The 21,977-nt window shown below is 46.6% G+C and carries 18 protein-coding genes; 7 read left to right on the forward strand and 11 right to left on the reverse strand.

The genetic code is table 11. The features are described 5' to 3' along the window. On the reverse strand, window positions 1-857 hold an 857-nt coding region (locus QUB63_RS03685; protein WP_442922315.1), incomplete at its 3' end, for a tetratricopeptide repeat protein. Between the two features lie 151 nt (window positions 858-1,008). Here QUB63_RS03685 and QUB63_RS03690 point away from each other — a divergent pair. Next, window positions 1,009-1,272, forward strand: a complete 264-nt coding sequence (locus QUB63_RS03690; protein ID WP_332943447.1) for a hypothetical protein — start codon at window positions 1,009-1,011, stop codon at window positions 1,270-1,272. 150 nt (window positions 1,273-1,422) lie between these two features. Here QUB63_RS03690 and tsaB read toward each other — a convergent pair whose 3' ends face one another. From tsaB to QUB63_RS03705, 3 genes are all read right to left on the reverse strand, one after another. Further along, window positions 1,423-2,178 carry a tRNA (adenosine(37)-N6)-threonylcarbamoyltransferase complex dimerization subunit type 1 TsaB gene (gene tsaB / locus QUB63_RS03695; RefSeq protein WP_332943448.1) on the reverse strand — a complete coding sequence of 252 codons (756 nt, stop codon included), beginning with the start codon at window positions 2,176-2,178 and terminating at the stop codon, window positions 1,423-1,425. A 2-nt stretch (window positions 2,179-2,180) separates the two neighbouring features. After that, on the reverse strand, window positions 2,181-3,890 hold the full coding sequence (locus tag QUB63_RS03700) for a serine/threonine-protein kinase (RefSeq protein WP_332943449.1): 1,710 nt from the start codon (window positions 3,888-3,890) through the stop codon (window positions 2,181-2,183). A 245-nt stretch (window positions 3,891-4,135) separates the two neighbouring features. Continuing rightward, a complete protein-coding gene (locus QUB63_RS03705; RefSeq protein ID WP_332943450.1) occupies window positions 4,136-4,384 on the reverse strand; it encodes a Ycf34 family protein in 249 nt (82 codons plus the stop codon). 108 nt (window positions 4,385-4,492) lie between these two features. Here QUB63_RS03705 and QUB63_RS03710 point away from each other — a divergent pair, with 108 nt between their 5' ends. Next, the gene (locus tag QUB63_RS03710) at window positions 4,493-5,746 is read left to right on the forward strand and encodes a CCA tRNA nucleotidyltransferase (RefSeq protein ID WP_332943451.1); all 1,254 of its coding nucleotides are present in this window, start codon (window positions 4,493-4,495) and stop codon (window positions 5,744-5,746) included. Between the two features lie 104 nt (window positions 5,747-5,850). Then, the gene (locus QUB63_RS03715; RefSeq protein ID WP_332943452.1) at window positions 5,851-6,840 is read left to right on the forward strand and encodes a DNA-methyltransferase; all 990 of its coding nucleotides are present in this window, start codon (window positions 5,851-5,853) and stop codon (window positions 6,838-6,840) included. Window positions 6,841-6,989: 149 nt separating this feature from the next. On the opposite strand, the gene QUB63_RS03720 is transcribed toward QUB63_RS03715, so the two are convergent. The 5 genes from QUB63_RS03720 to QUB63_RS03740 all read right to left on the reverse strand — a co-directional run bounded on the left by QUB63_RS03720 (window position 6,990) and on the right by QUB63_RS03740 (window position 11,109). Then, entirely contained in the window at window positions 6,990-7,583 is a 594-nt protein-coding gene (locus QUB63_RS03720; protein WP_332943453.1) for a restriction endonuclease, read from the reverse strand. Between the two features lie 6 nt (window positions 7,584-7,589). Next, complete coding sequence (locus QUB63_RS03725) at window positions 7,590-7,949, reverse strand: DUF952 domain-containing protein (protein ID WP_332943454.1); 360 nt, start codon at window positions 7,947-7,949, stop codon at window positions 7,590-7,592. 3 nt (window positions 7,950-7,952) lie between these two features. Next, the gene (locus QUB63_RS03730; protein ID WP_332943455.1) at window positions 7,953-9,563 is read right to left on the reverse strand and encodes a CocE/NonD family hydrolase; all 1,611 of its coding nucleotides are present in this window, start codon (window positions 9,561-9,563) and stop codon (window positions 7,953-7,955) included. 182 nt (window positions 9,564-9,745) lie between these two features. Then, window positions 9,746-10,183, reverse strand: a complete 438-nt coding sequence (locus tag QUB63_RS03735) for a cupin domain-containing protein (protein ID WP_332943737.1) — start codon at window positions 10,181-10,183, stop codon at window positions 9,746-9,748. A 155-nt stretch (window positions 10,184-10,338) separates the two neighbouring features. Continuing rightward, window positions 10,339-11,109 carry a cysteine hydrolase family protein gene (locus tag QUB63_RS03740; protein WP_332943456.1) on the reverse strand — a complete coding sequence of 257 codons (771 nt, stop codon included), beginning with the start codon at window positions 11,107-11,109 and terminating at the stop codon, window positions 10,339-10,341. A gap of 379 nt (window positions 11,110-11,488) precedes the next feature. Here QUB63_RS03740 and QUB63_RS03745 point away from each other — a divergent pair, with 379 nt between their 5' ends. From QUB63_RS03745 to QUB63_RS03760, 4 genes are all read left to right on the forward strand, one after another. Beyond that, window positions 11,489-12,898 (forward strand): amidohydrolase, encoded by a 1,410-nt coding sequence (locus tag QUB63_RS03745; protein ID WP_332943457.1) that lies wholly within the window; start codon window positions 11,489-11,491, stop codon window positions 12,896-12,898. Between the two features lie 134 nt (window positions 12,899-13,032). After that, complete coding sequence (locus tag QUB63_RS03750) at window positions 13,033-14,223, forward strand: glycoside hydrolase family 10 protein (RefSeq protein WP_332943458.1); 1,191 nt, start codon at window positions 13,033-13,035, stop codon at window positions 14,221-14,223. A gap of 337 nt (window positions 14,224-14,560) precedes the next feature. Next, complete coding sequence (gene hisA, locus QUB63_RS03755) at window positions 14,561-15,334, forward strand: 1-(5-phosphoribosyl)-5-[(5-phosphoribosylamino)methylideneamino]imidazole-4-carboxamide isomerase (RefSeq protein ID WP_332943459.1); 774 nt, start codon at window positions 14,561-14,563, stop codon at window positions 15,332-15,334. Between the two features lie 366 nt (window positions 15,335-15,700). Continuing rightward, window positions 15,701-17,110 (forward strand): cation:proton antiporter, encoded by a 1,410-nt coding sequence (locus QUB63_RS03760; RefSeq protein ID WP_332943460.1) that lies wholly within the window; start codon window positions 15,701-15,703, stop codon window positions 17,108-17,110. A gap of 224 nt (window positions 17,111-17,334) precedes the next feature. On the opposite strand, the gene QUB63_RS03765 is transcribed toward QUB63_RS03760, so the two are convergent. Together QUB63_RS03765 and QUB63_RS03770 are read right to left on the reverse strand one after the other, a co-directional pair. Beyond that, entirely contained in the window at window positions 17,335-18,339 is a 1,005-nt protein-coding gene (locus tag QUB63_RS03765; protein ID WP_332943461.1) for an ADP-ribosylglycohydrolase family protein, read from the reverse strand. Window positions 18,340-19,125: 786 nt separating this feature from the next. Further along, entirely contained in the window at window positions 19,126-21,960 is a 2,835-nt protein-coding gene (locus QUB63_RS03770) for a PAS domain S-box protein (RefSeq protein ID WP_332943462.1), read from the reverse strand. Window positions 21,961-21,977: the final 17 nt, after the last annotated feature.

A 21,977-nucleotide genomic window follows, 5' to 3' on the forward strand; every position in this document is an offset into this window, starting at 1 on the left:
CCTGAGCGATCGCCTACTGCTCGTCTCAGGGGAAGGGATTGGTTGTAATAATCTAAAGCTTTCTGATTTTCTCCCAATTCTGAGTAGATACTGCCGATGTTGCTGAGGATGGTAGCTTCTCCTGAGCGATCGCCCACTGCCCGACTCAGGGGAAGGGATTGGTTGTAATAATCTAAAGCTTTCTGATTTTCTCCCAATTCTGAGTAGAGGATGCCGAGGTTGTTGAGGGTGGTAGCTTCTCCTGAGCGATCGCCTACTGCTCGTCTCAGGGGAAGGGATTGGTTGTAATAATCTAAAGCTTTCTGATTTTCTCCCAAATCTGAGTAGACTTTGCCGATGTTGTTGAGGGTGGTAGCTTCTCCTGAGCGATCACCGGTTGCCCGTCTCAGGGGAAGGGACTGGCTGTAATACTCTAGCGCTTTCTGTTTTTCTCCCAATACTGAGTAGACACTGCCAATTTTGTTGAGGGTGATAGCTTCCTGCGAGCGATCGCCTACTGCCCTAAACAGGGGAAGGGATTGGCTGTAATACTCTAGCGCTTTCTGTTTCTCTCCCAATTCGGAGTAGACTTTGCCAAGAACCAAGAGGCTAAGTGCTTGCGCTCTATTGTCGCCCGCTTCACGATACAGTTTTAATGCTTCTTCAAATTTGACGATCGCACCTCTTAAAGCTTCCGCCGTTCCTTGCTTGTATAGTTGCACTCCCTGATTTGCTGCTTTTTCAGCAGCCTCGCTACTGTTAGTTTGTGCTGTTTGTACGACTTTACCAACGGGCACGGCTGCTGCAACTGGCTGACTTAGCTGAACCGAAAGTGCGATCGACATACCAGCCACAAACCATTGAGCGCGATCGAGCATAGCCACCCCTTTTGTATTTGCTTCAATCTTACTCACTAGCCCGCTTAGTGTAAAGGCAGGAAGAAGTAAGGGCGATCGGCATTTTTGCTAGAGTTAACGAGTAGTGCGATTCCCTGCGGGATCGCTACGCACGCGCGTACTTTTTCCCAGCATGAACAACATCCTAACTACCCCCGAGCCCGTAACCAGCCACTGGGATTGCCCCGAATGCGGCGGCACCGGTACCCTCAGCCCCGAAATTTGCCCTGTTTGTCTCGGAGCAAAATACATCGATCTCGCTACAATAACGAACTGGATGCTCGATTTTATGGAATCTCGCGGCTGCGATCGAGCTGAGATCGATCGATTGCGAACCGAAAGCCCAGACCCCCTAACATTAACTTTTTGCCTCGAAGTTTGTATCGCCCTGAAATAAACAAGGATATCAAGTCTGCTTAATTGCTTATAAATCATTTACGGGCATCTGGCATCGGGCATGGTCGGAAAAAAAACGCACTCTACAAGTTGATTTAACTGAAACGAAATAATGCCCAATTCCCTATTCCCAATGCCCTATTCCCAATATTCAGTGTCCCTTAACCGGATGTTGCCCGTAAAAAGGCAAAGCACCCGACCAATCAGGGCGACTTCCTTGTTTCCACTCCAAATAAGCCAATTCCAACACACTAGAAACCGACCAACCCAACTCGCTACCAACTTCAATTAACTGATAAGAATTCCCCCAATTATCCAATTTTTCCTGCCAAGATTCAGGAGTCATCACCGTATCGGTAAACAACTCAGTTAAACCAGAATCTTTGTTAACTGAATAAACCGCCCCAAACAATTGTCCCCGCTGTGCAGGCATTTGCAGCGCAATATCCTCTCTCAAAAGCCCCCCCTTAGCAAGGGGGAGTTCTGCACTCAAAAGCCCCCCCTTACTAAGGGGGGGTTGGGGGGGTTCTAATTCCCAAATCCCCTTAGCAAGGGGGGGTTGGGGGGGTTCCGCCCAAGCGACAGCGGCCAAAGTTGAAACCGCAAAAACCGGAATATCCAACTGTTGAGCCAAAGTCCGCGCCGTCACCATACCCATCCGAGTCCCCGTGAAACCTCCGGGCCCCTTCGCCACTGCAATAAAAGCCAAATCCGCCCATGTTTGCGGCCCAATAAACTCGACTAAATACTGATGCAAATGAGTGGCTAAATCGCGATCCAAATTCCAAGTTTGACAGCGAGAATCCCCGGCAAAATTGCTGATGGCTAAACCGAGATCGCGACTAGCTGTGTGCAGGGCTAAGCCGTATTTTTTAACAGATGTTCCGTCTTGGGGATTGCTATTCACGATTACTGATAATTTTCCTTAACAAAAAACAGCGGCAACGCCACAACTAAGCAACCCAAAAGAATGCCAAATATTCCCGTGTTTAAAATCCTGGAATTACCCATGCCCCCAGTCATCAAAAACAGCACTACTAAACTTGCAAATAAATTTTTATTGGCAAATTCTTTGTGTTGGGAAACTTGATGCTTCACCGTCATAAAACCCGAGGTAACTATTAGCGCAAACCAAGAATTAAAAATGACTATTTGAGAGCCAAAGATAAACCAAACTAAGGCAAACATTAGCGCATCTATCCAAAAATCCTGAGTTTTCAACTTCGGCCGCCAAAATTCTTGGGTAGCAACAGGGGCGATTTTCTTGAGTAATTGATTGTGTTGCAGCCGCACGAGTTTGTTTCTCAATTTAATCTTGGGCTCGATTTGCAATAGTTCCTTCCACTCGGGGACGCGAGAATTGTTGACTCTTCCCAACAGCTTCACGGCTGCGACTTTATTTAACTGCAAATGGGTGAGTCTGGTGGCAATTATTTGGGATAAGTGCGGATAGTAAACGGGATTGTCTTCGGTTCTGTTGATGACGATATTGAGCTTTTGCTTGGCTTGACTGAGTTGGATTGTAACATTGTACGGGGCGAGATCCTCTTGCAAAGCTTGCTGAATTTCGGCTTGCTCTTGGCGAGTGAAAAGCGACACACCGGGCGCGGGTGTAACCACCCGTTCTGCGGGCGTTTCCGGCGCGTCTAGCACGGGCGGCGCGTCTAAATACACCGGCTTGGGGTTTAACTGCCGGATGACTGCGGATGCTGAACTGTAGCGCCGATTGGTGGCACTTTGGAGCATGGTGTCGAGGATGCGGCCGAAATCGTCGCTAACAGCAGTCTTCAAATAATTTCGCCAAGCCCAAGAATCCTCGGCGCTGTCGAACAAGTCGAAGGGGGGAATGTGAGTCAGCAAGTGAATGCAAGTAACGCCCAAACTGTAGATATCGCTGGCAAAAACTGCTTTTCCCATCAATTGTTCTGGGGCTGTATAAGCAGCGCTGCCGATCATTGTACCAGTTTGCGGCAATCCGGTTGCTGTTACTTTCTTTGCTGCACCAAAGTCTACTAAAACGATATCTTTTTGGAAAGGAGAGGGTTGATAGGAATTTTCTAAGGCGGGTAAAGGGGCTGGAGATAGGCGGCGGCGAATGATATTTTCGGGTTTGATATCGCGGTGAATGACTTTGGATTTGTGGACAAAGTGGAGCACGGGCAATAAATCGTTGAGGATTTGCCGAATTTGAGTTTCGGTGAATGCTCCTTTTTGTTCTAATTCTCGGGCTAGGTTTTTGCCGTCTATAAATTCTTGTACTAAATATTGTCTGCCGTCTTGTTCAAAATGTGCGATTAATTCGGGAATTTGGGGATGTTTCCCCAAGGTTTCTAGCTGGGCGGCTTCTTGGTGAAATAGTTGGGCGGCTTTTTCGGCTGCGGTGTTTTGCGGGAAAGATTGCTTGATTACGCACTGCGAAAAAGTCTGGGGTTTGGTTTCATCAACTGCTAGAAATGTTCTGCCAAATCCTCCTTGCGCGATCGGCTTTATGGTACGGTAGCGAGATGCTGATGAGGCTTGTGCGTTAGTTAACAACAATTTTGAGCCGCAACTTTGGCACAATTCTGCATCACCGGGGTTTTGCGGATTCTGACAAGTTGGGTTTAAGCAGTAGGACATTGGATTTTAGATTTTGGATTTGTTATTAGTTATTAGTTATTGGTTATTGGTTATTAGTTATTGGTTGTTGGTTATTAACTATTAGTTATTGATGAGTGGTTATTAGTTATTGGTTATTAGTAGTTTTTTGTCAGTTATTATTACCAACAACGAACACCGAAAAACCCACAACTAACTAATAACTAATAACTAATAACTAATAACTAATAACTAATAACTAATAACTAATAACCACTGACTTGGGCTTAAGTCGGGACGAGTTCGCCGGGCCGCAATGAGGCCCATTTGCCGGTCTCTTGCTTGAAACTCAGACATCCGACTACATCCCATTCCATTTCTATTTCGTCTTGGCGGGGGCGGATGTTGACGTTGATGGTGGGTTCTACGGGGTCGAAATCGGGTGTTTCGGTGAGGTGGATTTGTTCGTGCTGTTCTTCTACGGCGTGGTAGGTGAAGCAGCGGTCTACATAGTGGCAGTTAATACAAATACACATTCTTGATATCCTCTGTGCATTTCAAAAAGATTGGTGAAATTTGAGCTTTCTGTTAATCTAGCGTAGCAAGAGTTTAATTGTTTGTAAGGAAAGTAGATTTTTGTTGCGATGCCGATGAATTTGCCACCTGCGCTATCTCCTGAGACTTGGCCGTTTGATTTGGAACTGCTGACACCGCCTGTTTATTTGGTGGGCGGCGCGGTGCGGGATGCGCTGCTCGGCCGCCGATCGCACTATTTTGATTTGGATTTCGTTATGCTAGCACGAGCGGTGAAAACTGCTCGAAAAATTGCCGATCGCACGAAAGGTGGATTTGTGTTGTTGGATGCGGAACGACAGATTGCGCGGGTGGTGTTTGCGGGCGGTACGGTGGATTTTGCACAGGCTTTCGGGGGGAGTCTGGAGGGGGATTTGCTGCGCCGAGATTTTCGGATAAATGCGATCGCCTGCAATCCTTTTACCGGAGAAATCATCGATCCTTTGGACGGTCAAACTGATTTGCGCTTGGGTTTGCTGCGGATGGTTTCGCGGACAAATTTGGAGGACGATCCGCTGAGGTTATTAAGAGCTTACCGCCAAGCGGCGCAGTTGGGTTTTGCGATCGAGCCGGAAACTCAGTCGGCGATTCGGGAATTGGCGCCGCTGTTGAGTCGGGTGGCGGTGGAACGGGTGCGGACGGAATTGGGTTATTTGTTGAGCAATAATAACGGTGTTCCTTGGATTTGTAGGGGTTGCGAAGATGGGTTGTTTTCGATTTGGTTTGAAAGTGCGATCGACCGTTTCGATATTTTGACAAAAATTGACTCGTGTGCTGCTGATTTGGCGATTGTTTATCCAGAGTTGGGGAGAGAATTTTCGCGATCGATTCGAGATACAATTAAAACGCCGTTGTTGGCGATCGGGAAGTTGGCTGTTTTGGCAAATTCCGACCCGACAATCGCTGAAACCGAGTTGCTGCGGTTGAAGTACAGCAATGCAGAGATTAAAAGTGCGATCGGGCTTTTGACATACTTACCAAAACTGCAAGCAAAACCGATTGCGGAAATGTCGTTGCGAGAACAGTATTTTTTGTTTCGCGAGGTAGGAATAGTATTTCCAATTTTAGCAGTTTTAGCCGTGGCGGCGGGAGTTGCGGTTGATGAAATTTCGCTGTTAATTAATCGTTATCTCGATGCCGATGATATTGTTGCTCATCCGACACAATTAGTTAGCGGCAACGATTTAATGGAATATTTGAATTTGCCCAGAAGTCCGCGCATCGGTCAATTGTTAATGGAGATTCAATTAGCGCGGGTGGAGGGGAGAATTGCGACTCGCGAAGATGCGCTGAAATTGGTGGCCGAGTTGGTTGATGTTGATTGATATTTGGGAAATATCGCAACAGTGCGATATCTTCAAAAATCTCTTGACAATCATCAATACAATTACTATGATTGAAGTGAAAATTGTTTAAAATAAATAGTTAAATGCAAGCTGTGAGTCTGATATCATCTGTGAAGGCAGCCGATGCGGGATTGCGAGAGGTGTATCAAAGCGAATACGGCATTCTCTACCACGAAGACTGTCTCAAATTTTTAGGTATTATTCCCGATTCCTGTGCGGATATTGTGTTTGCAGACCCGCCATTTAATCTCGGCAAAGATTATGGTAACGGTACGAGCGATCTCTTGAATTCCCGCGATTATCTTGCTTGGTCTAAACAGTGGCTAAAAGAAAGCATTCGAGTGATCAAACCGGGCGGAAGTCTATTTATTTTCAACTTACCTAAGTGGTGCATTGAGTACGGTGCATACTTAAACCAACAGGGCATGGAATTTCGTCACTGGATAGCCTGTAGAATGCCTAAAGCCTTTCCTCGTGGCAAGAAAATGTCTCCCGCCCACTACGGATTGCTTTACTACACAAAAGGCGAACCAGCCGTTTTCAATAAAGTTTATACGCCGATTCAAGTTTGCAGACATTGCGGCGGAGAGATTAAAGATTACGGCGGACACCGCAAAAAATTAAATCCTCAAGGTATTAACTTAATGGATGTTTGGGATGCTCCAGAAGATGTCTGGGAAGATGCTTCTGAGGATATTCGGTCAGAAAATTTGTGGACGTTAATTGAGGAAATGTGGACAGATATTCCGCCAGTAAGACACCGACAGCACAAAAAAAGGGGAGCCAACGAATTAGCTCCGATCATGCTGGAACGCATCGTTGCTATGGCATCGCATCCGGGACAAGTTGTAATCGATCCTTTTGGAGGTTCTGGCACTACATTTTATGCAGCAGAGAAGCTGGGTAGGTATTGGCTGGGTACAGAAATCGGCGATATTGAACCAGCAGTGAAGCGGTTACAAGACTTGGCAAATGGCAACGTAGAAAACTGGGAATCAGCAAGGGGAAAGACAAAAAATAAAATCCAAAAAATTCAACAAAACGAGTCACTCCAACTCGAATTGTTTTCTTGAAAAACAACATTTTATATCATGTCCGTTTGATTCGGACTTGTATCATTTTAAGTCTTGTAGGGGCGGGTTCGCTCTGATATTTGATAATTATCGACAAATTACATAAACCCGCCCCGTCCATACCCAGGACGATCCTACCGGACACAATATTATATTAAAGCGCGACCATCTGTGCCTTTAGTAATTGTAGGTACGCTGCTGTCAACGGCATCATGTTCAATGACAAATATGGCTAAAAAACCTGCTGGGATGTTAACGGCGCGCCAGACATCAAAGTAAGGTTCTAGTTCCTCATAGTTACCAATTCTATCAGTGAGATAAGGGTACAGTTTGCGGCTGGGCAATACTAATGCCGTCCCTAAAAAAATACCTCGTAAAATACCGAGAACCAGTTTGTTAACACTGCGGTGACTTGATGAGATATTTCCGGTTTCCCATTCAAAGGCAAATAAATCATTGTCTAAAATTTTGGTAGCATCTACTCGTCCGGGGGATCTAGTTGCAAATCTGATTTTAGTTTCAAGCTGCCATCCAAAATTGTCCTGTAGAGCAGCCATACAAGCAGTTTTGATAGGTTTGACACCGTTTCCGTGCCTGGTTGGATTTATCGTAAAGTTTGATGCACCCACAGGCCAGGCGATGGCGTCAATAGCAATCCTGATTTCATTTTTAATCACTCCCCATTCCGCTGACTCCTCAAAGTTACCGCGACTAATAAGTGATATTTCTTGAACTATTTTCACAGCATACTAAGCCTGTTCATTGATACTGGCTGTTAGTTCTTCCGGCAGTTCAAACTTGCCATCTGCACCCGGTTCAAACTCAACAACTTTCAACACAGCATCCACATTCAGCGGCCCGTAAATGTGCGGATAATCCTCACCGGCGGCAAATTCATACTTAAGTTCAGATTCTACTTTTTCCGAGTCAATCCACAGCAGCAGCAATCCCGTTTGTCCCACAAAGAATTTATTGGCAGATTTAAGAACTTGCGGCAGAGTCGAACAGTGGATAAATCCTTCTGTATCTAGCGTATCGCCGCGATAGGATTGCACTTGTTTTGCTTGTTCCCACTGTTGGCTGCGGGTGATGTGAAAGATAACGCTCATAGTTTAGATGGGTTTAGCCGTGCGATCGACAATTGGCAGTAAAATCTGAGAAGGACAACTCCCGCCGCAACTTACTGTCAGCGTCACAATTTTAGCATCGATCGCCCGCGCTGCACCCGGAGGCGCGCCAGTTCCCGGATTCACGTCGTAAGCGGGAAAACAAGCCGCACTCAAACTCAGGCGCAAAGCATTACCTCGGGCAATTTGCATACAAGTTGATTGCAGCACAATTCTCACAGGTGTTTCACCTAAATTCACCCGCACGTAACCTTGAGTAAAATTGTAGGCGCTGCCATTATCTTTGACTTCCGAAAGTATGGCGCACAAGTCAAAAGTCGGCGCATCCGCAGTACAAAATACTTCGACAAATACTTCTCCTGCAAGGTGCAAATCTGCTGCGAACGGTGCAGAAGTGTATGTTAGCACATCGGTGCGGCAGTCAATTGTCGATCGCTCGATCGCACCAGCAGGAAAAGCCGCGTGTCCTCCCAACGACGGCACCGGGCGCCAAGGGTCATGTACGAATATATCATCAGTGGAAACATCCGCGCAAGTTTCTGTTAAAATACCCGCATCTTCTCGCATCGCCGCAAGTCCGGTACTTGCTAAAAAATAGGATTTATGATTATTGTGAGGCCACTTATCAAACTTCTGCCAATCATTCCTCCCCATCTCAAACAAAGAAATTGGCCGCTCATCTAATATTCCTGTATCAACTTTTTTCAGAAAGCGATCGAACCAGCGAATTTGCAACTCATCCACAGGATTAGAAGCTGCCAAACCGTAATCCACCGCTCCAACTTTTCGCCCCCAAGGTAAATGCGCCCAAGGCCCAACAATCAAATGCTGCGGATAGGAACTCCGGCCCGCCATTTCCTTGTAAAGATGGATTGTTCCCCGCAAATAAGTATCAAACCAACCGCCAACGTGCAGCATTGGCAAGTCTAAATCTTTGATGTTTGGTGAGAGTTTCTCCCAATACTCGATCTGTTGATAATTATCTAACCAATCGTGATAATATGAGTCTGGTGCTAATTTTTTAATAATCTCAGGACGCGCTGGGACAGTATCGTATAGTGGCAGGTTTCTCGAAGCTGCGTAGAGGGATTGATGGGCAGAAATATCGCCTTGTAAGCGAGCGGTTTCGGCGGCTAGCTGAATTGCCCAGCCGAGATTTGATTGCAAACAAAATGCGCCGCCTTCATAGGCCCAATCGGCGTATAAATCGCAGCCTACCATTGCCGGACAAATTGCGCTCAAGGCGCTGGGTTTAGCAGCCGCTGCGTAGAGTTGAGTCATGCCTTGGTAGGAAAAGCCGTACATTCCCACTTTGCCGCTGCTTCCGGGCAAATTAGCGGCCCAATTGACGGTATCAAAACCGTCTGCTGTTTCGCTAACAAATAAGTTGAATTCGCCTTCGGAAGTGCCGCGCCCCCGCACGTCTTGAATGACCACGATGTAGCCGTGTTTGGCGTACCATGCTGGATGGGAATATACTACCGTAGATGCGATCGCCCTGCCGTAAGGTTGCCGCATTAACAATACTGGAAATTCGCCCGCCGCATCGGGGCGGTAGATGTCAGCATCCAAACGCACGCCATCTCTAGTTAGCATTGATGCTGTTTCTTTCGGGCAAACTTTCAGCATAAATCATGAAAAAAATTAAAAAACAGGTTCGCAGTTAGGAATACAAGTCCTTTCTTTTCTTTTGAGGACTGAAGTCCTCACTACAAACTGGTTCGATCGTTCAAAATGCAAGTTTTTTCTTTTGCGGACTGAAGTCCGAACGATCGAACCTAACACGGCACGAGTACATCCGATCGCCCTAAAACTCTCATATCTTCCTCATCGAGTTCGACTGGCGTACCGCTGCGAATTAGTTCCACAAAATCCTCGTTGGGAACCATAATGCACAAAGTGTAAAGACGTTCGCTGCCTGTATTCTCAATGAGGTGAGTGCCCGTTGGAGGCACTAACAAACTATCACCCGGTTTAATACTAACTGTTTTGCCGTCGCAAGTCGCTTGCCCTCTTCCTTTGAGTACAAAAAACATTTCTACCGCAAATTGATGGCGGTTGGGAGGAGTTTTTCCGCCCGGATCGAAAATCTCGACGCAAACAGTTAATGAAACATTAGCTGTTGCCGGATCGAAGACGATCGCTAATCTATTCGTATCGCCCGGGCTGATGCGAAATGCTTGGTAATCTTGAGGAGATTTCATAACAGGAATCATGCACTGATTTGTCATTTTTTTTATGGTGAGTTGTGAGTTGTTATGTTTCTGCTGTCATTAGTGGGAATCCAGAGTCATTAGCCCGTGGCTCAACCTCCCAAGTTTATTGCTAATGACGGCAGGAGTGCTGACTGATGACTTCTGACTGATGACTGCTATTTAATTGCTTCTAACATAGCCTGAGAATCAGACAAAAACCCAAAACATTGTTTAACGTTATAAAGAGTAGCGTGCCAGCAATACTCGGGAGATGTCGTGGCGGTACAATCTTTGAGCAAGATGCAGTCGTAGTTGAGAAAACTAGCATCTTGCAGGGTAGCCATGACGCACTGATCGGCGTTGACTCCTGCAAAGAAAAGTGTAGTTCTTCCCAGGTTGCGCAGGATACTATCTAAAGGAGTATCCCAAAAGGCGCTCATGCGATATTTATCAATGCAAATATCCTCTGGTTTCTGTTCTAATTCATCGACAACGGCGGCCGCCCAACTCCCCGCCATCAATACAGATGCGCCGTTTTTTGGTAGCGGATCTCCCAAACCTACGCCGTCGCCTGTGGGATTGTAAACGTGGCGCGAAGCTGCGCTAATATTGAGCAAATCCGGGCGGTTTCCCCAGTTTATCCAAATAATGGGCATCGCGTGCGATCGCAATTTTGGCAGCAAATTTTGTAAAGGATTAATTGGAGTGCGGGCGGGCGTTACATCGACGCCAATGTGTGCTAGCCAACCGTCGGGGTGACAGAAATCGTTTTGCATATCTATCACCAACATTGCTGCTTTTGCTAAGTCCAAACGCAGGGTTTTCGTTTCTGTTTCTAGGGTAACAGGTTGAGGCGCGATCGGCGATCGGGTGATGTCAGCAATTTTAGCATCAACTTTCCAAGCATTCGGCGGCACGCCCAAGGTGCGGAGAAGATCGGGATTCATATTGATTGTCACTCAAAAACAACTTCTATCTTATAACTCTTTTATTGTTGCTAACTTGTGATACCTTAAATCTTTGCTAAGATTAAGTATCAGACGTAACTGTTTTGATTAATTTTAGGATTTATTTCTCGTTCCCAGGCTAGGCCTGGGAATGCCTTGCAGGAGGCTCTGCCTGCAGTAAAGCACAGGCGAGGCAGAGCGTCGCTTATCTGCGTTCCCCGGCTAGGGCTGGGAACGAGATTAATAGATGTGAATTCACAAAAAAGGTAAATGTGTGATACAATTTACAATAAAAATGCCATTGTAGGCAATCTCCCAACCCTTGATTCATCAGCAGTCATTCCCAATCTAAAATCTCAAATCTAACATCTAAAATGGTATGAGTTTTACAATCAAAAATGCTTTAATTCCGGTTGAGAGCGGTTATGAAACAGCCGACGTGCAAGTGGCGGATAACTGCATAAGTGCGATCGCCCAAAATTTAGATTCTGCGGGAACAGTAATCGACGGCAAAAATAAGCTGCTGCTGCCCGGTTTTGTCAACGCGCACACTCACTCTTCTGAAATGTGGCAGCGCGGGATTATTCCCCCTTTACCGCTGGAATTGTGGATTGGCGAACTGTACGATTTCACGCCTCTCGATCCCGAACAAGTTTACTTGAGCGCGTTGGGTACTGCGGTAGAAACATTGCTCTCGGGCGGCACAAGCGTAGTCGATCATTTAGTTTTGATTCCGGGAAAAGAATTAGAGACGATCGCCGCCGCAGTTCGCGCTTATCAAGAAATCGGCATCCGAGCTTTTATCGGGCCGCTAATTCAAGATGAATCCCTGACAGCGGGAATGCCTGCGGGCGATGGCAGCATCGAACACGCGGCTTACATTCGATCGACAAAGGCAACTTTAGAGTTAATGGAGTCGGCCATAAAACAGTTTCACAATTCCGAAAAAGGTGTTAATATGTTGTTGGCGCCGACGGGAATTCAACTGTGCTCCGATGCTTTGTTTGAAGGCTGCATCGATTTGGGCGATCGCTACAATCTTTGCCTGCACGCCCACCTCTTGGAAACACCCGCTCAAAAACAGTTAGCTCAGGAAAAATACGGCTGTAGCGCCGTCGAACATTTGCAACAAATCGGTTATTTAAGTCCGCGAACTTCCTTAGCACACTGCGTTTGGCTCGACGATTCCGACATTGCGATTATGGCAGAAACCCAATCGACAGTCGTACACAATCCCCTCAGCAACCTGCGCTTGGGAAGCGGGATTGCACCGATTTTGAAATACCGCCAAGCGGGAGTCAACGTATCTTTCGGCTGCGACGGCGCCGCTAGCAACGACTCTCAAGATTTGCTGGAAGCAATTAAAATGGGTTCGATTTTGCACAATATCACGGATTTGGATTACCGCCACTGGATTACACCGCGCCAGTCTGTAGAAATGGCATCGCTGGGCGGAGCAAAAGGCTTGAATCTCGGCGATGAAATGGGTTCGCTGACGGTCGGCAAAAAAGCAGATTTTGTGCTGTACGATTTAACCAGTTTATCATTGTTGCCGCGCACAGATCCGATTGGCTTGCTAATTTTGGGGCGCCCGACAAATGCGGTAGACAGCGTTTGGGTAAACGGCAAACAAATTGTCGCTGAAGGTAAGGTGAAAACGATTGATGTTGATGATTTGAGGCGGCAATTATTCGATCGCAGCGAGTGGAGCAGCAAGCGTCAATCGCCAATGGTGGGCGAGATTGAATCGCACTACCGCCAAGTGATGAAATTGCCGGGTTATTCTTAAGGGGCTCGCAGAAACTCGGCGCTTGAAACCGCGTCTATACAGACAAAACCCGCTTGTATAGCGGGTTGAAGAATAAAGGTGCGCCATGCGCACCCTACAGTATGATGTTAAGCTGTGGTGTTTGCGAAAAATTGATGATTAAACTGCACAAATGGCGGCGGATACTGGCTTTAATAGTTGTTTTTGCGATCGCCCTTACATCCTCCGCAATTTTCTCCCCCCGAATGGAGGCTCAAACTGCGCCCAAAACCCCAACAACCGAATTGCGCGGCATCTGGCTGACTAACATTGACAGCGACGTTATTTTCTCCCGCAGCAACATCATTGACGCTGTAAATCGACTGGACAAACTTAACTTTAACACCATCTATCCCACGGTTTGGCAAGGAGGCTATACGCTTTATCCGAGTGCTGTCGCCAAACGAGTATTCGGAGAGCCGATCGATCCATCGCCCGGATTGCAAGACCGAGACATCCTCAAAGAAATTATAGCACAATCGCATCAAAAAGGTATAGCAGTAATCCCGTGGTTTGAGTTTGGTTTCATGGCTCCCGCAGAATCGGAATTAGCCCGACTTCATCCCGACTGGCTGGCGCGGCGGCGCGACGGTTCAACTATTTGGAAAGAAGGCGTACACGATCGAGTTTGGCTGAATCCTTTTCATGCCGAAGTCCAGAAATTTATCTTAGATTTAATCCTAGAAATTGTCGATAATTACGATATAGATGGCATTCAATTTGACGACCATTTCGGTTTGCCCGTAGAATTTGGCTACGAGCCGCTCACAGTGTTAATGTATCAGGAACAAATCAAAAGCCCTCCCTCCAACGATGCCCGTGAAACCTTCTGGGTGCGCTGGCGCGCCGACAAAATCAACGACTTCATGGGGCGAATTTCCCGCGGCATCAAATCCCGCAAACAAAAATGTATTGTCAGCTTATCTCCCAACCCCCTGCACTTTGCTTTACCCGCCCACTTGCAGGACTGGTTTACCTGGGAAAGACGCGGCTATATCGAAGAACTTATAATTCAGGTTTATCGCAGCGATATCAAGCGTTTTAATGCCGAACTGGAACGGGAAGAAGTCAAACTGGCCAAAGCGCACCTTCCAACTGCGATCGGCATTTTGACAGGTTTGAAAAATAGTTCTATTCCGCTGAAACAAATTCAAGAGCAAGTGCAAGAAGTCCGAAACAGAAATTTTGCAGGCGTTTCGTTCTTTTTCTACGAAAGCTTGTCGAGTTGGGCCAGCGAAACCCCCGATCGGCGCAATGGGGCATTGCGAGAATTCTTTCCCACAAAAATGCAGCGCCCGCCAGTTTAAAACCGTTTGTAGTGAGGACTTTAGTCCTTCTTTTTAGGATTGTTAAGGACTTGCATTCCGATGCTGCGAACCTTTGGTTAAGGACTAAAGTTTTCACTCCGAACCTTTGCTTAAGGACTAAAGTCCTCACTGCGAACCAAATTTCAGTTGGTAGTCAGGACTAAGGACTAAAGTCATTATTACAAACCAAATCTCAGCAAATTGGCGGTTAAAAAATTATTCTAGATGAGACTTCACCCGTTTGCAGGAGTTGGGAAATATTAGATATGTTTTAATTAATGCGCGGTTTCAAGAGCCAATGTTTGATAAAATGTCAAGTTAATCTAAGGTGAAGTTTATGAATGTAATTCCAGCGATCGACCTTTTGGACGGAAAATGCGTCAGATTGTATCAAGGAGACTACACCAAGTCGCAAACTTTTAACGAAAATCCCGTCGAAGTCGCCAGACAGTGGGTAAATGAAGGGGCGACAATGCTGCATTTGGTAGACCTCGACGGCGCCAAAGCGGGTCATCCCGTCAACCTAGCCGCCATTGAGGCGATCGTCCGCGCAGTAGACGTTCCCTGTCAATTAGGAGGCGGAATGCGCGATCGCCCTTCTGTCGCGGCAATTCTCAAATTAGGCGTTCAGCGCGCCATTCTCGGCACTGTCGCCGTCGAACAACCGCAATTAGTCGGCGAATTGTGCGCCGAATTTCCCGGTCAAATTCTCGTCGGAATCGATGCCAGAAACGGTAAAGTTGCTACCAGAGGCTGGCTGGAAACTTCCGAAGTTTTAGCGACAGAATTGGCGCAAAAAATGGCAGAATTAGGTGCCGCTGAAATTATTTACACCGACATTCACCGCGACGGTACCATGGAAGGGCCGAATTTGGAATCTTTGCGAGAAATTGCTAACGCTATCTCGATTCCGGTGATTGCTTCCGGCGGCGTCAGTTCGATCGCAGATTTGTTGAGTTTGTTGGCTTTGGAACCAATTGGTGTCAAAAGTGCGATCGTCGGTAGAGCAATTTATACCGGCGATATCATACTAAAAGAAGCAATTCAAGCAGTCGGACAAGGGCGGTGGCAGGATGTACCGCCAGATTTAGGTTCTTCGAGTTTTGCGTAACAATAGATCTCTTGCACTCATTACACAAACTCTCTCGAAATTATCTGGGTTCATTTGTTTTGTGTTTATCTGCCTTTCATCTGCGGTTGACTTATCAATCAAAGATTTATGCAAGAGGTCTAATCTAAATCCGCACAGCCCGCGTTAACAAAACCGGAACCCTTGAGTTTGTCTGCGTCCGGGATTATCTGGTTTCAACGTCTTTCTTACCAGAAAGAATTGGTTTAAAGCCGAAACCCCGATCGGGAGAAATTAAAAGAAGACTATTCATTACTCCAATCCTCGGACTTCCAAGTAGAGGTCGCCCCCCGTGCGGTCAACTGTCAACTGTCAACTGTCAACTGTCAACTGAACATCATCATACCCATGTTTTTGAACCCTACAATTACAGCTTTAAGTTCTGGGATGGCATCGCTAATTGCTCCCATACCTTTGTTAGCCACACTCGATCCCGAAAATTCGCCGATCGTACTCAGCGGAGTTTTGCTCAGTTTAGTAGTGATATATCTCGCCAGTAAAATCGGCGCGGAAGTGGCTAAAAACTTTGATTTTCCGCCAGTTTTGGGCGAACTTGTAGCAGGCGTGATTGTTGGCGTATCTGCTTTACACTTGATCGTTTTTCCCGAAAGCGGGCTGTCAGCATCCAACTCAGGGATTATGAGAGTTCTGCAATCGATTAACGATCTGTCTCCCGCCGCCCTCACCAGCGTCTTTGAATCGCAGAGCGAAGTCGTTTCAGTCTTGGCTGAATTGGGCGTGATTGTTTTGCTGTTTGAAATTGGCTTGGAGTCGGATCTCAAACAACTAAAAGAAGTGGGAATTCAAGCCACCGTTGTCGCTTGTGTCGGGGTAGCAGTTCCCTTTGCCGCCGGTACTGCGGGCTTGATGCTCATTTTTCACACGGCGGCGATTCCGGCAATTTTTGCGGGGGCTGCTTTGACGGCAACCAGCATCGGAATTACATCTAAAGTGTTGTCAGAATTGGGACGGCTGCAATCGAAAGAAGGTCAAATCATTGTCGGTGCGGCGGTGATTGATGATGTGTTGGGAATTATTGTCTTGGCTGTTGTCGCCAGTTTAGCGAAAACAGGTGAGATTGACGTTGTTAATGTCATCTATTTAATAGTCAGTGCAACTGCATTTCTGTTAGGTTCGATGCTGTTGAGCGGTGTCTTTAACAAAACCTTTTCTGCGGTTGTGCATACACTCAAAACTCGCGGCAATATCGTCATCCCGGCGTTTACCTTTGCTTTCTTCATGGCTTTTCTCGGCAATGCAATTCATCTCGAAGCGATTTTGGGTGCGTTTGCGGCCGGTTTAGTTTTGGATGACGGTGATGCTCGCAATGAGTTGGATGAATTGGTAAAGCCGATCGCCGATTTGTTTGTTCCCATCTTTTTTGTAACCGTCGGCGCGCGCGCTGATTTGGGGGTTTTGAACCCAACAGTGCCGGAGAATCGGGCGGGGCTTTTGATTGCGGTATTTTTGATTGCGGTGGCGATTGCGGGCAAATTAGTGACAGGCTGGGCGGTATTTGGCCAGCCGGGAATCAATCGATGGGCGATCGGAGTGGGGATGATTCCTCGGGGCGAAGTCGGGTTAGTGTTTGCCGGGATCGGTTCGGCTAGCGGGGTTTTGGATAAGCCGTTGGAAGTTTCGATTATTATCATGGTGATTCTGACGACTTTTTTAGCTCCGCCTTTTCTGCGGATTGCCTTTGGCGATACGGTTGAACCTCCAGCTACTGGGGAACTTTCTAGCGAGAAAATAGTTTGATATCATTTCCGGTTACACCGTCCGTGATGTTCACTGTTGACGGTTGACTGTTGACGCCGTGAACAGTCAACCGTCAACAGTGAACTCGAATTTACTATTCCGATGCTAACGGATTTGATATGATTGAGGGAATTTGAGTCGGGGCGATCGACTGATTGAGAAACAAACGTCGATCGTCCAAATTTATTTAGTCGTAATAATAAGTCCTAAGTTGTTAGAAGCGGCTACAACTTGACTTTCAACTGATAACAATTGTCAGCGAGTTTAATCAGTTCGCCCAGACCCCAAGTACCCCGATCGTTCAAAAATTCCGCTAGTTGATTCGGGATGGCTTCTCGGCCCAGAAATGCCCCGCTGATGGCACAAGCCATTGCTGCGGTGGTATCCACATCGCCACCGACGGCGATGCTAGTGCAGAGAGTTTCCCAGTAATCTTGAGGCGTTCTCAAAAACGCATATAAACTCCACAAGACGCTACCAACGACAAAAGGCGAGATTCCTTGCCAAGAGTGCTCGTAGTTTAACGGGAGTCCAGCTCTAGAAATCAACTCTACGGCTGACTCTGGAGGCAATTTGACCCAATCAATCAAATCTTTGAGCAAAGCGGCAAAGGAAGAATCAACTTCTCCTACCCATTCGCTCAGTTGACCGAGAAATGGCTCAGTTTCAATCATGTCAGATTGAAGGGCGATCGCCACAGCCCCGGCGATCGCCACAGCCCCGGCAGAACACCGCGAATCTTGATGGGTGATGCGCCCTTGATCGCAAGCAGCTTGTACAAGCTGGGACGGGCGATCGTAGAATATTAAGCCGATCGGTCCAGCCCTCATAGCACTGCCATTACCAGCATTGGGAGCACGAGTACCAGCTTCTTGCCAAGCAACGCCCCGTATCAGGCGGTTTGCAGCTTCTTCTGTCGCTCGACCCCGCCCGACAATGCGCTGTTGAGCGAAAATGTCAGCAATACGGGTGGCGTAGTCGCTGGGGTCGAATTCGCCACAAGCGAGGTAGCTTTGGAGGAGTTCGCGGGCGAGTTGGGAGTCGTCGGTGTATTGACCAAAAGGAAAGCCGAAGCGATCGCGATCTTTGATTTTTTTGAGTCTAACTTCGTAGCTGACAAAGTTTTGGCAAACTTCCGGAGGATAGCCTTCTACTCTACAGCCTATAGCGTCGCCGAGACACTGACCGATCAGACAACCTCTAAATTGTTCCAGACGCGGTACTGTCATTTATCTAGCTTTAAGTAGGTGTATCTAATCTTATGTTAAATCTCCGACTTCTTAAAGCCTGCCGGGAGTTGGACGCTGCCCATTTGTGTCAACTTAAGACTAAAACCCTCTGTAATTCTGAATTTTAAAATTAATGTCTTCCTCGGTCTCTATCTCCCAGATGACCGAACATGAGTCCCAAAATAACCCATAGTAATATCAGTCCTAAAAGATGTCTTTTCCCTGAATTTTGGCGTGGGTCAGTAACTTTTTTTTTAGTCAGGAGATTAGAGTCAGCATATATATTTGTTTTTAAGCTATCGCTCAAGATTTTATCAGACAAGCGATGTTTTTACTTTTGACAATGGAATGCGAGAAAGAAACTCCAAGCGCTCTCGCCCCAAATCTTAGTTGTGAGGGTTTGAGGAGCCGTTCGCTACGATCGCCTGGTTAGGTGTGCGATCGCCTGCTGTCGCGAGTCGGAGCGCCCGCTGCTGGCACTAACTACTTGTCTGCCCCCTTTTTTTATTGAATTTGAACTCACCACTTTTCTTTTATTTACACAAATCATTCAGAGGCGCTATAGCAGTTTCCCAGCTACTTTAAAAACGCTATATATAGAGGAATGCGATCGCAGTTATATCGTTTCCGGCTGCATCGGAATGATAAATTAGAGGGCAATTCATGAATAATTTTTACAAGTCGCCACCTATCTCGGCGCAATTTTCAGTTGTTCGCTTCACAGTCAATAGTCAACAGTCAACAGTCAACAGTCAACATCATGTATGAGTGCAACCGGAATTGATATTATTTACCCACGAGTGCTACAGCACCGCTTTGCAAAACAGGAATTTCAATGCGGAACTCTGCTCCTTGATGGGGTTGAGAAAAGCACTGGAGGAAGCCACCGTGCTTATCAACTACAATTTGATAGCTGATGGATAGCCCTAATCCAGTTCCTTTACCAGTTGGTTTTGTGGTGAAGAAGGGATTGAACACCTGTTGTCTGACAGTTTCCGTCATCCCAGGCCCATTGTCTTGAACTTGAATCACCACGTTTTTAGAATAACCAGCCTGAGTTTCGTTGGTGACTAGCTTAGTCCGAATAGTGATGCGACTGGGATTCTTTTGGATATCTTTTGGAGAACGCTGATTGTCGTAGTTTTCTAAAGCATCAATCGCATTTGCCAGAATATTCATAAAGACTTGGTTCAACTGTCCGGCATAGCACTCTACTCGCGGTAAGTCGCCGTACTCCTTGACAATTTCAATAGCAGTACGATCCGGATTTGCCTTCAGTCGATTTTGCAAAATCATCAATGTGCTGTCAATTCCCTCGTGGATATCAACTGGCTTCATTTCTGCCTCATCGAGCCGCGAGAAGTTTCGTAGCGACAGGACAATTTGACGAATGCGATCGGCTCCTACCTTCATTGAAGTCAGGATTTTGGGCAAATCTTCACTAATGAAGTCCAGCTCGAACTCTTCAATTTTTTCCTCAATTTGGGCATTAGTTGGATAGGTTTGCTGGTAAAGCTGAATCAACTGTAGTAAATTTTGCGTGTACTCGGATGTATAGCTCAGGTTGCCATAGATAAAGTTGACTGGATTATTAATTTCGTGAGCAACACCAGCAACCAGTTGCCCTAAACCTGACATTTTCTCTGCCTGAATAAGCTGTGCCTGAGTTTGCTGTAAGGTTTTGAGTGCAACCTCAGCTTCCTCTTTTGCTTGCCTTAACGCAGCTTCGGCTTGCTTGCGCTCAGTAATATCCAGTGCCAAGGATGCAACTCCAACAATATTTCCACCATCCCCTACTAAAGGCGTATTGAACCATTCGCAAATAATGATTTTGCCGTTTTTTGTAAAATTTTCATTGACGCTGTAGATTCCTTGGCTCTGCATCAACAACTCGTTCATAATTTGATCGACCACCTTTCTGGCAGATGCAGGCACAATTAATTCTGCGGCATGGTGTCCGATCGCCTCTGTAGCCGTGTAACCAAAAATCTTCTCTGCCGCTGGATTCCAGGCAGTGACTTTAAAGTTTAAATCCCATTCCACCACTGCCAGTGCACTTTGGCGGAATAGAAAAGATAGTCGCTGTTCCGACGCTTTGAGTTCCTCTTCTGCCTGTTTCCGTTGAGTAATGTCAATCCCTGTTTTGATGATGTACTCAATTTCACCTCGATCATCGACTAAAGCAGTATCTGACCAGGCAATGAGTCTGAGTTGTCGATCTTTGCTCACCCAACTGCCTTCATACTGCTGGGGAAAATTACCAGATTGTAAAGACTCAAAAGCAGTTTTGGCAAGTCCTGCTAAGTCTGAGTTCGGGAACAATTCCCAAATGTAGCGCCCTTTCACTTCACTAAACGAGTAATGAGTCATTTGTTCGCAAGCTCGGTTAAAGCGAACGATTTGTCCCTGCGGGTCGAGCACAACTACCAGGGCACCTGCAATTTCAAGAATTGCTGAAACAAAATTGCGTTCCACTTCAACTGCTTTAATCAGTTCCTCTAACTGGGTTGCCATATTGTTAAATGCGATCGCCAATGTCCCCAATTCGTTTTGGCTATCAATGTTGACCCGTGTCTCTAATTGCCCCGCACTGAGTTGAGTAGCTGCCGTGGTTAAGCGCTGGAGTGGCACCACAATTTGCCGAATAAATAGAAAGCCAATGCCAACAGCGACGATCGTCACCACCACCAATGAGCCTCCCATAATTGAGAGCATTTGGTAAACGGGAGCATAAGCCTCAGCCGTTGGCAGTTCTACAACCACATTCCAATTCACGCTCCGAACTAAGGCACTGGCTCCCAATACTTCTACCTGCTTTAGACCCGGATAAACGTTAAGGCGCTTCGTATCTTCGGATGCTTTCAAGAATTGAAAGAAGGGGCGCTTAGAAATATCTTGAAGTTGAAAGGTTTCTGGCTTACTACCCTTTTGAGCAATGAGAAAATTACGCTCATCAACTACATAGACATAACCCGTTTTGCCAACCTCGGTTTGGGAAACAATAAACCAGAGAAAGTTGAGATTTACCTGTGCTAATAGCACCCCATCCACCTCATCTCGCTCATTGCGAATCGGAACCGCCAGAATGGTGGTTGGTTGGTGAGTTTTAGGATTAATTTCTACAGGACTGACATAATCTTCCTGTTGTTTGAAGGCACGAATAAACAGTGGCGAATTGGCTGGATTTTCTAACTTGAGCGGTTGGTAGGGTGAAACTGACGCGACAACTTGTCCCTTCCGGTTCAAAATGGCAACGGCTTCATAAGCATCATTATGACGAGTCAACCCTTCCAACAGGCTCTGCTGCACTTGAGGTTGAAAGTTTGTGAGTCCTTTGACCCTAGCTAAATAGCTCAGTTTTCGTTTCAAGTCATCTAGATAATTATCAATCTGCCCTGCTGCTGTCTGACTGCGCTCTTGTTGGAGCGATCGCGATTGCTGGATCTGCGCCTGAAAGCTGAGGTAGATCAGCAAGCCACCAGTGGGCAGTAAGCTCAGGAGAACCAAAAATATCAAACCATAGCGGAGCTGATGTGCAATAGAAAAGAAGCGTTGCCAGGGATGATGAGAACGGGAGCTTCTGGCAATCGGCAGAACGCGATCGTGGCGTTGATTTTTCATCGGACTTAGGACTAATA

It is taken from the genome of Microcoleus sp. ARI1-B5 (assembly GCF_036705795.1).
GTDB lineage: Bacteria > Cyanobacteriota > Cyanobacteriia > Cyanobacteriales > Microcoleaceae > Microcoleus.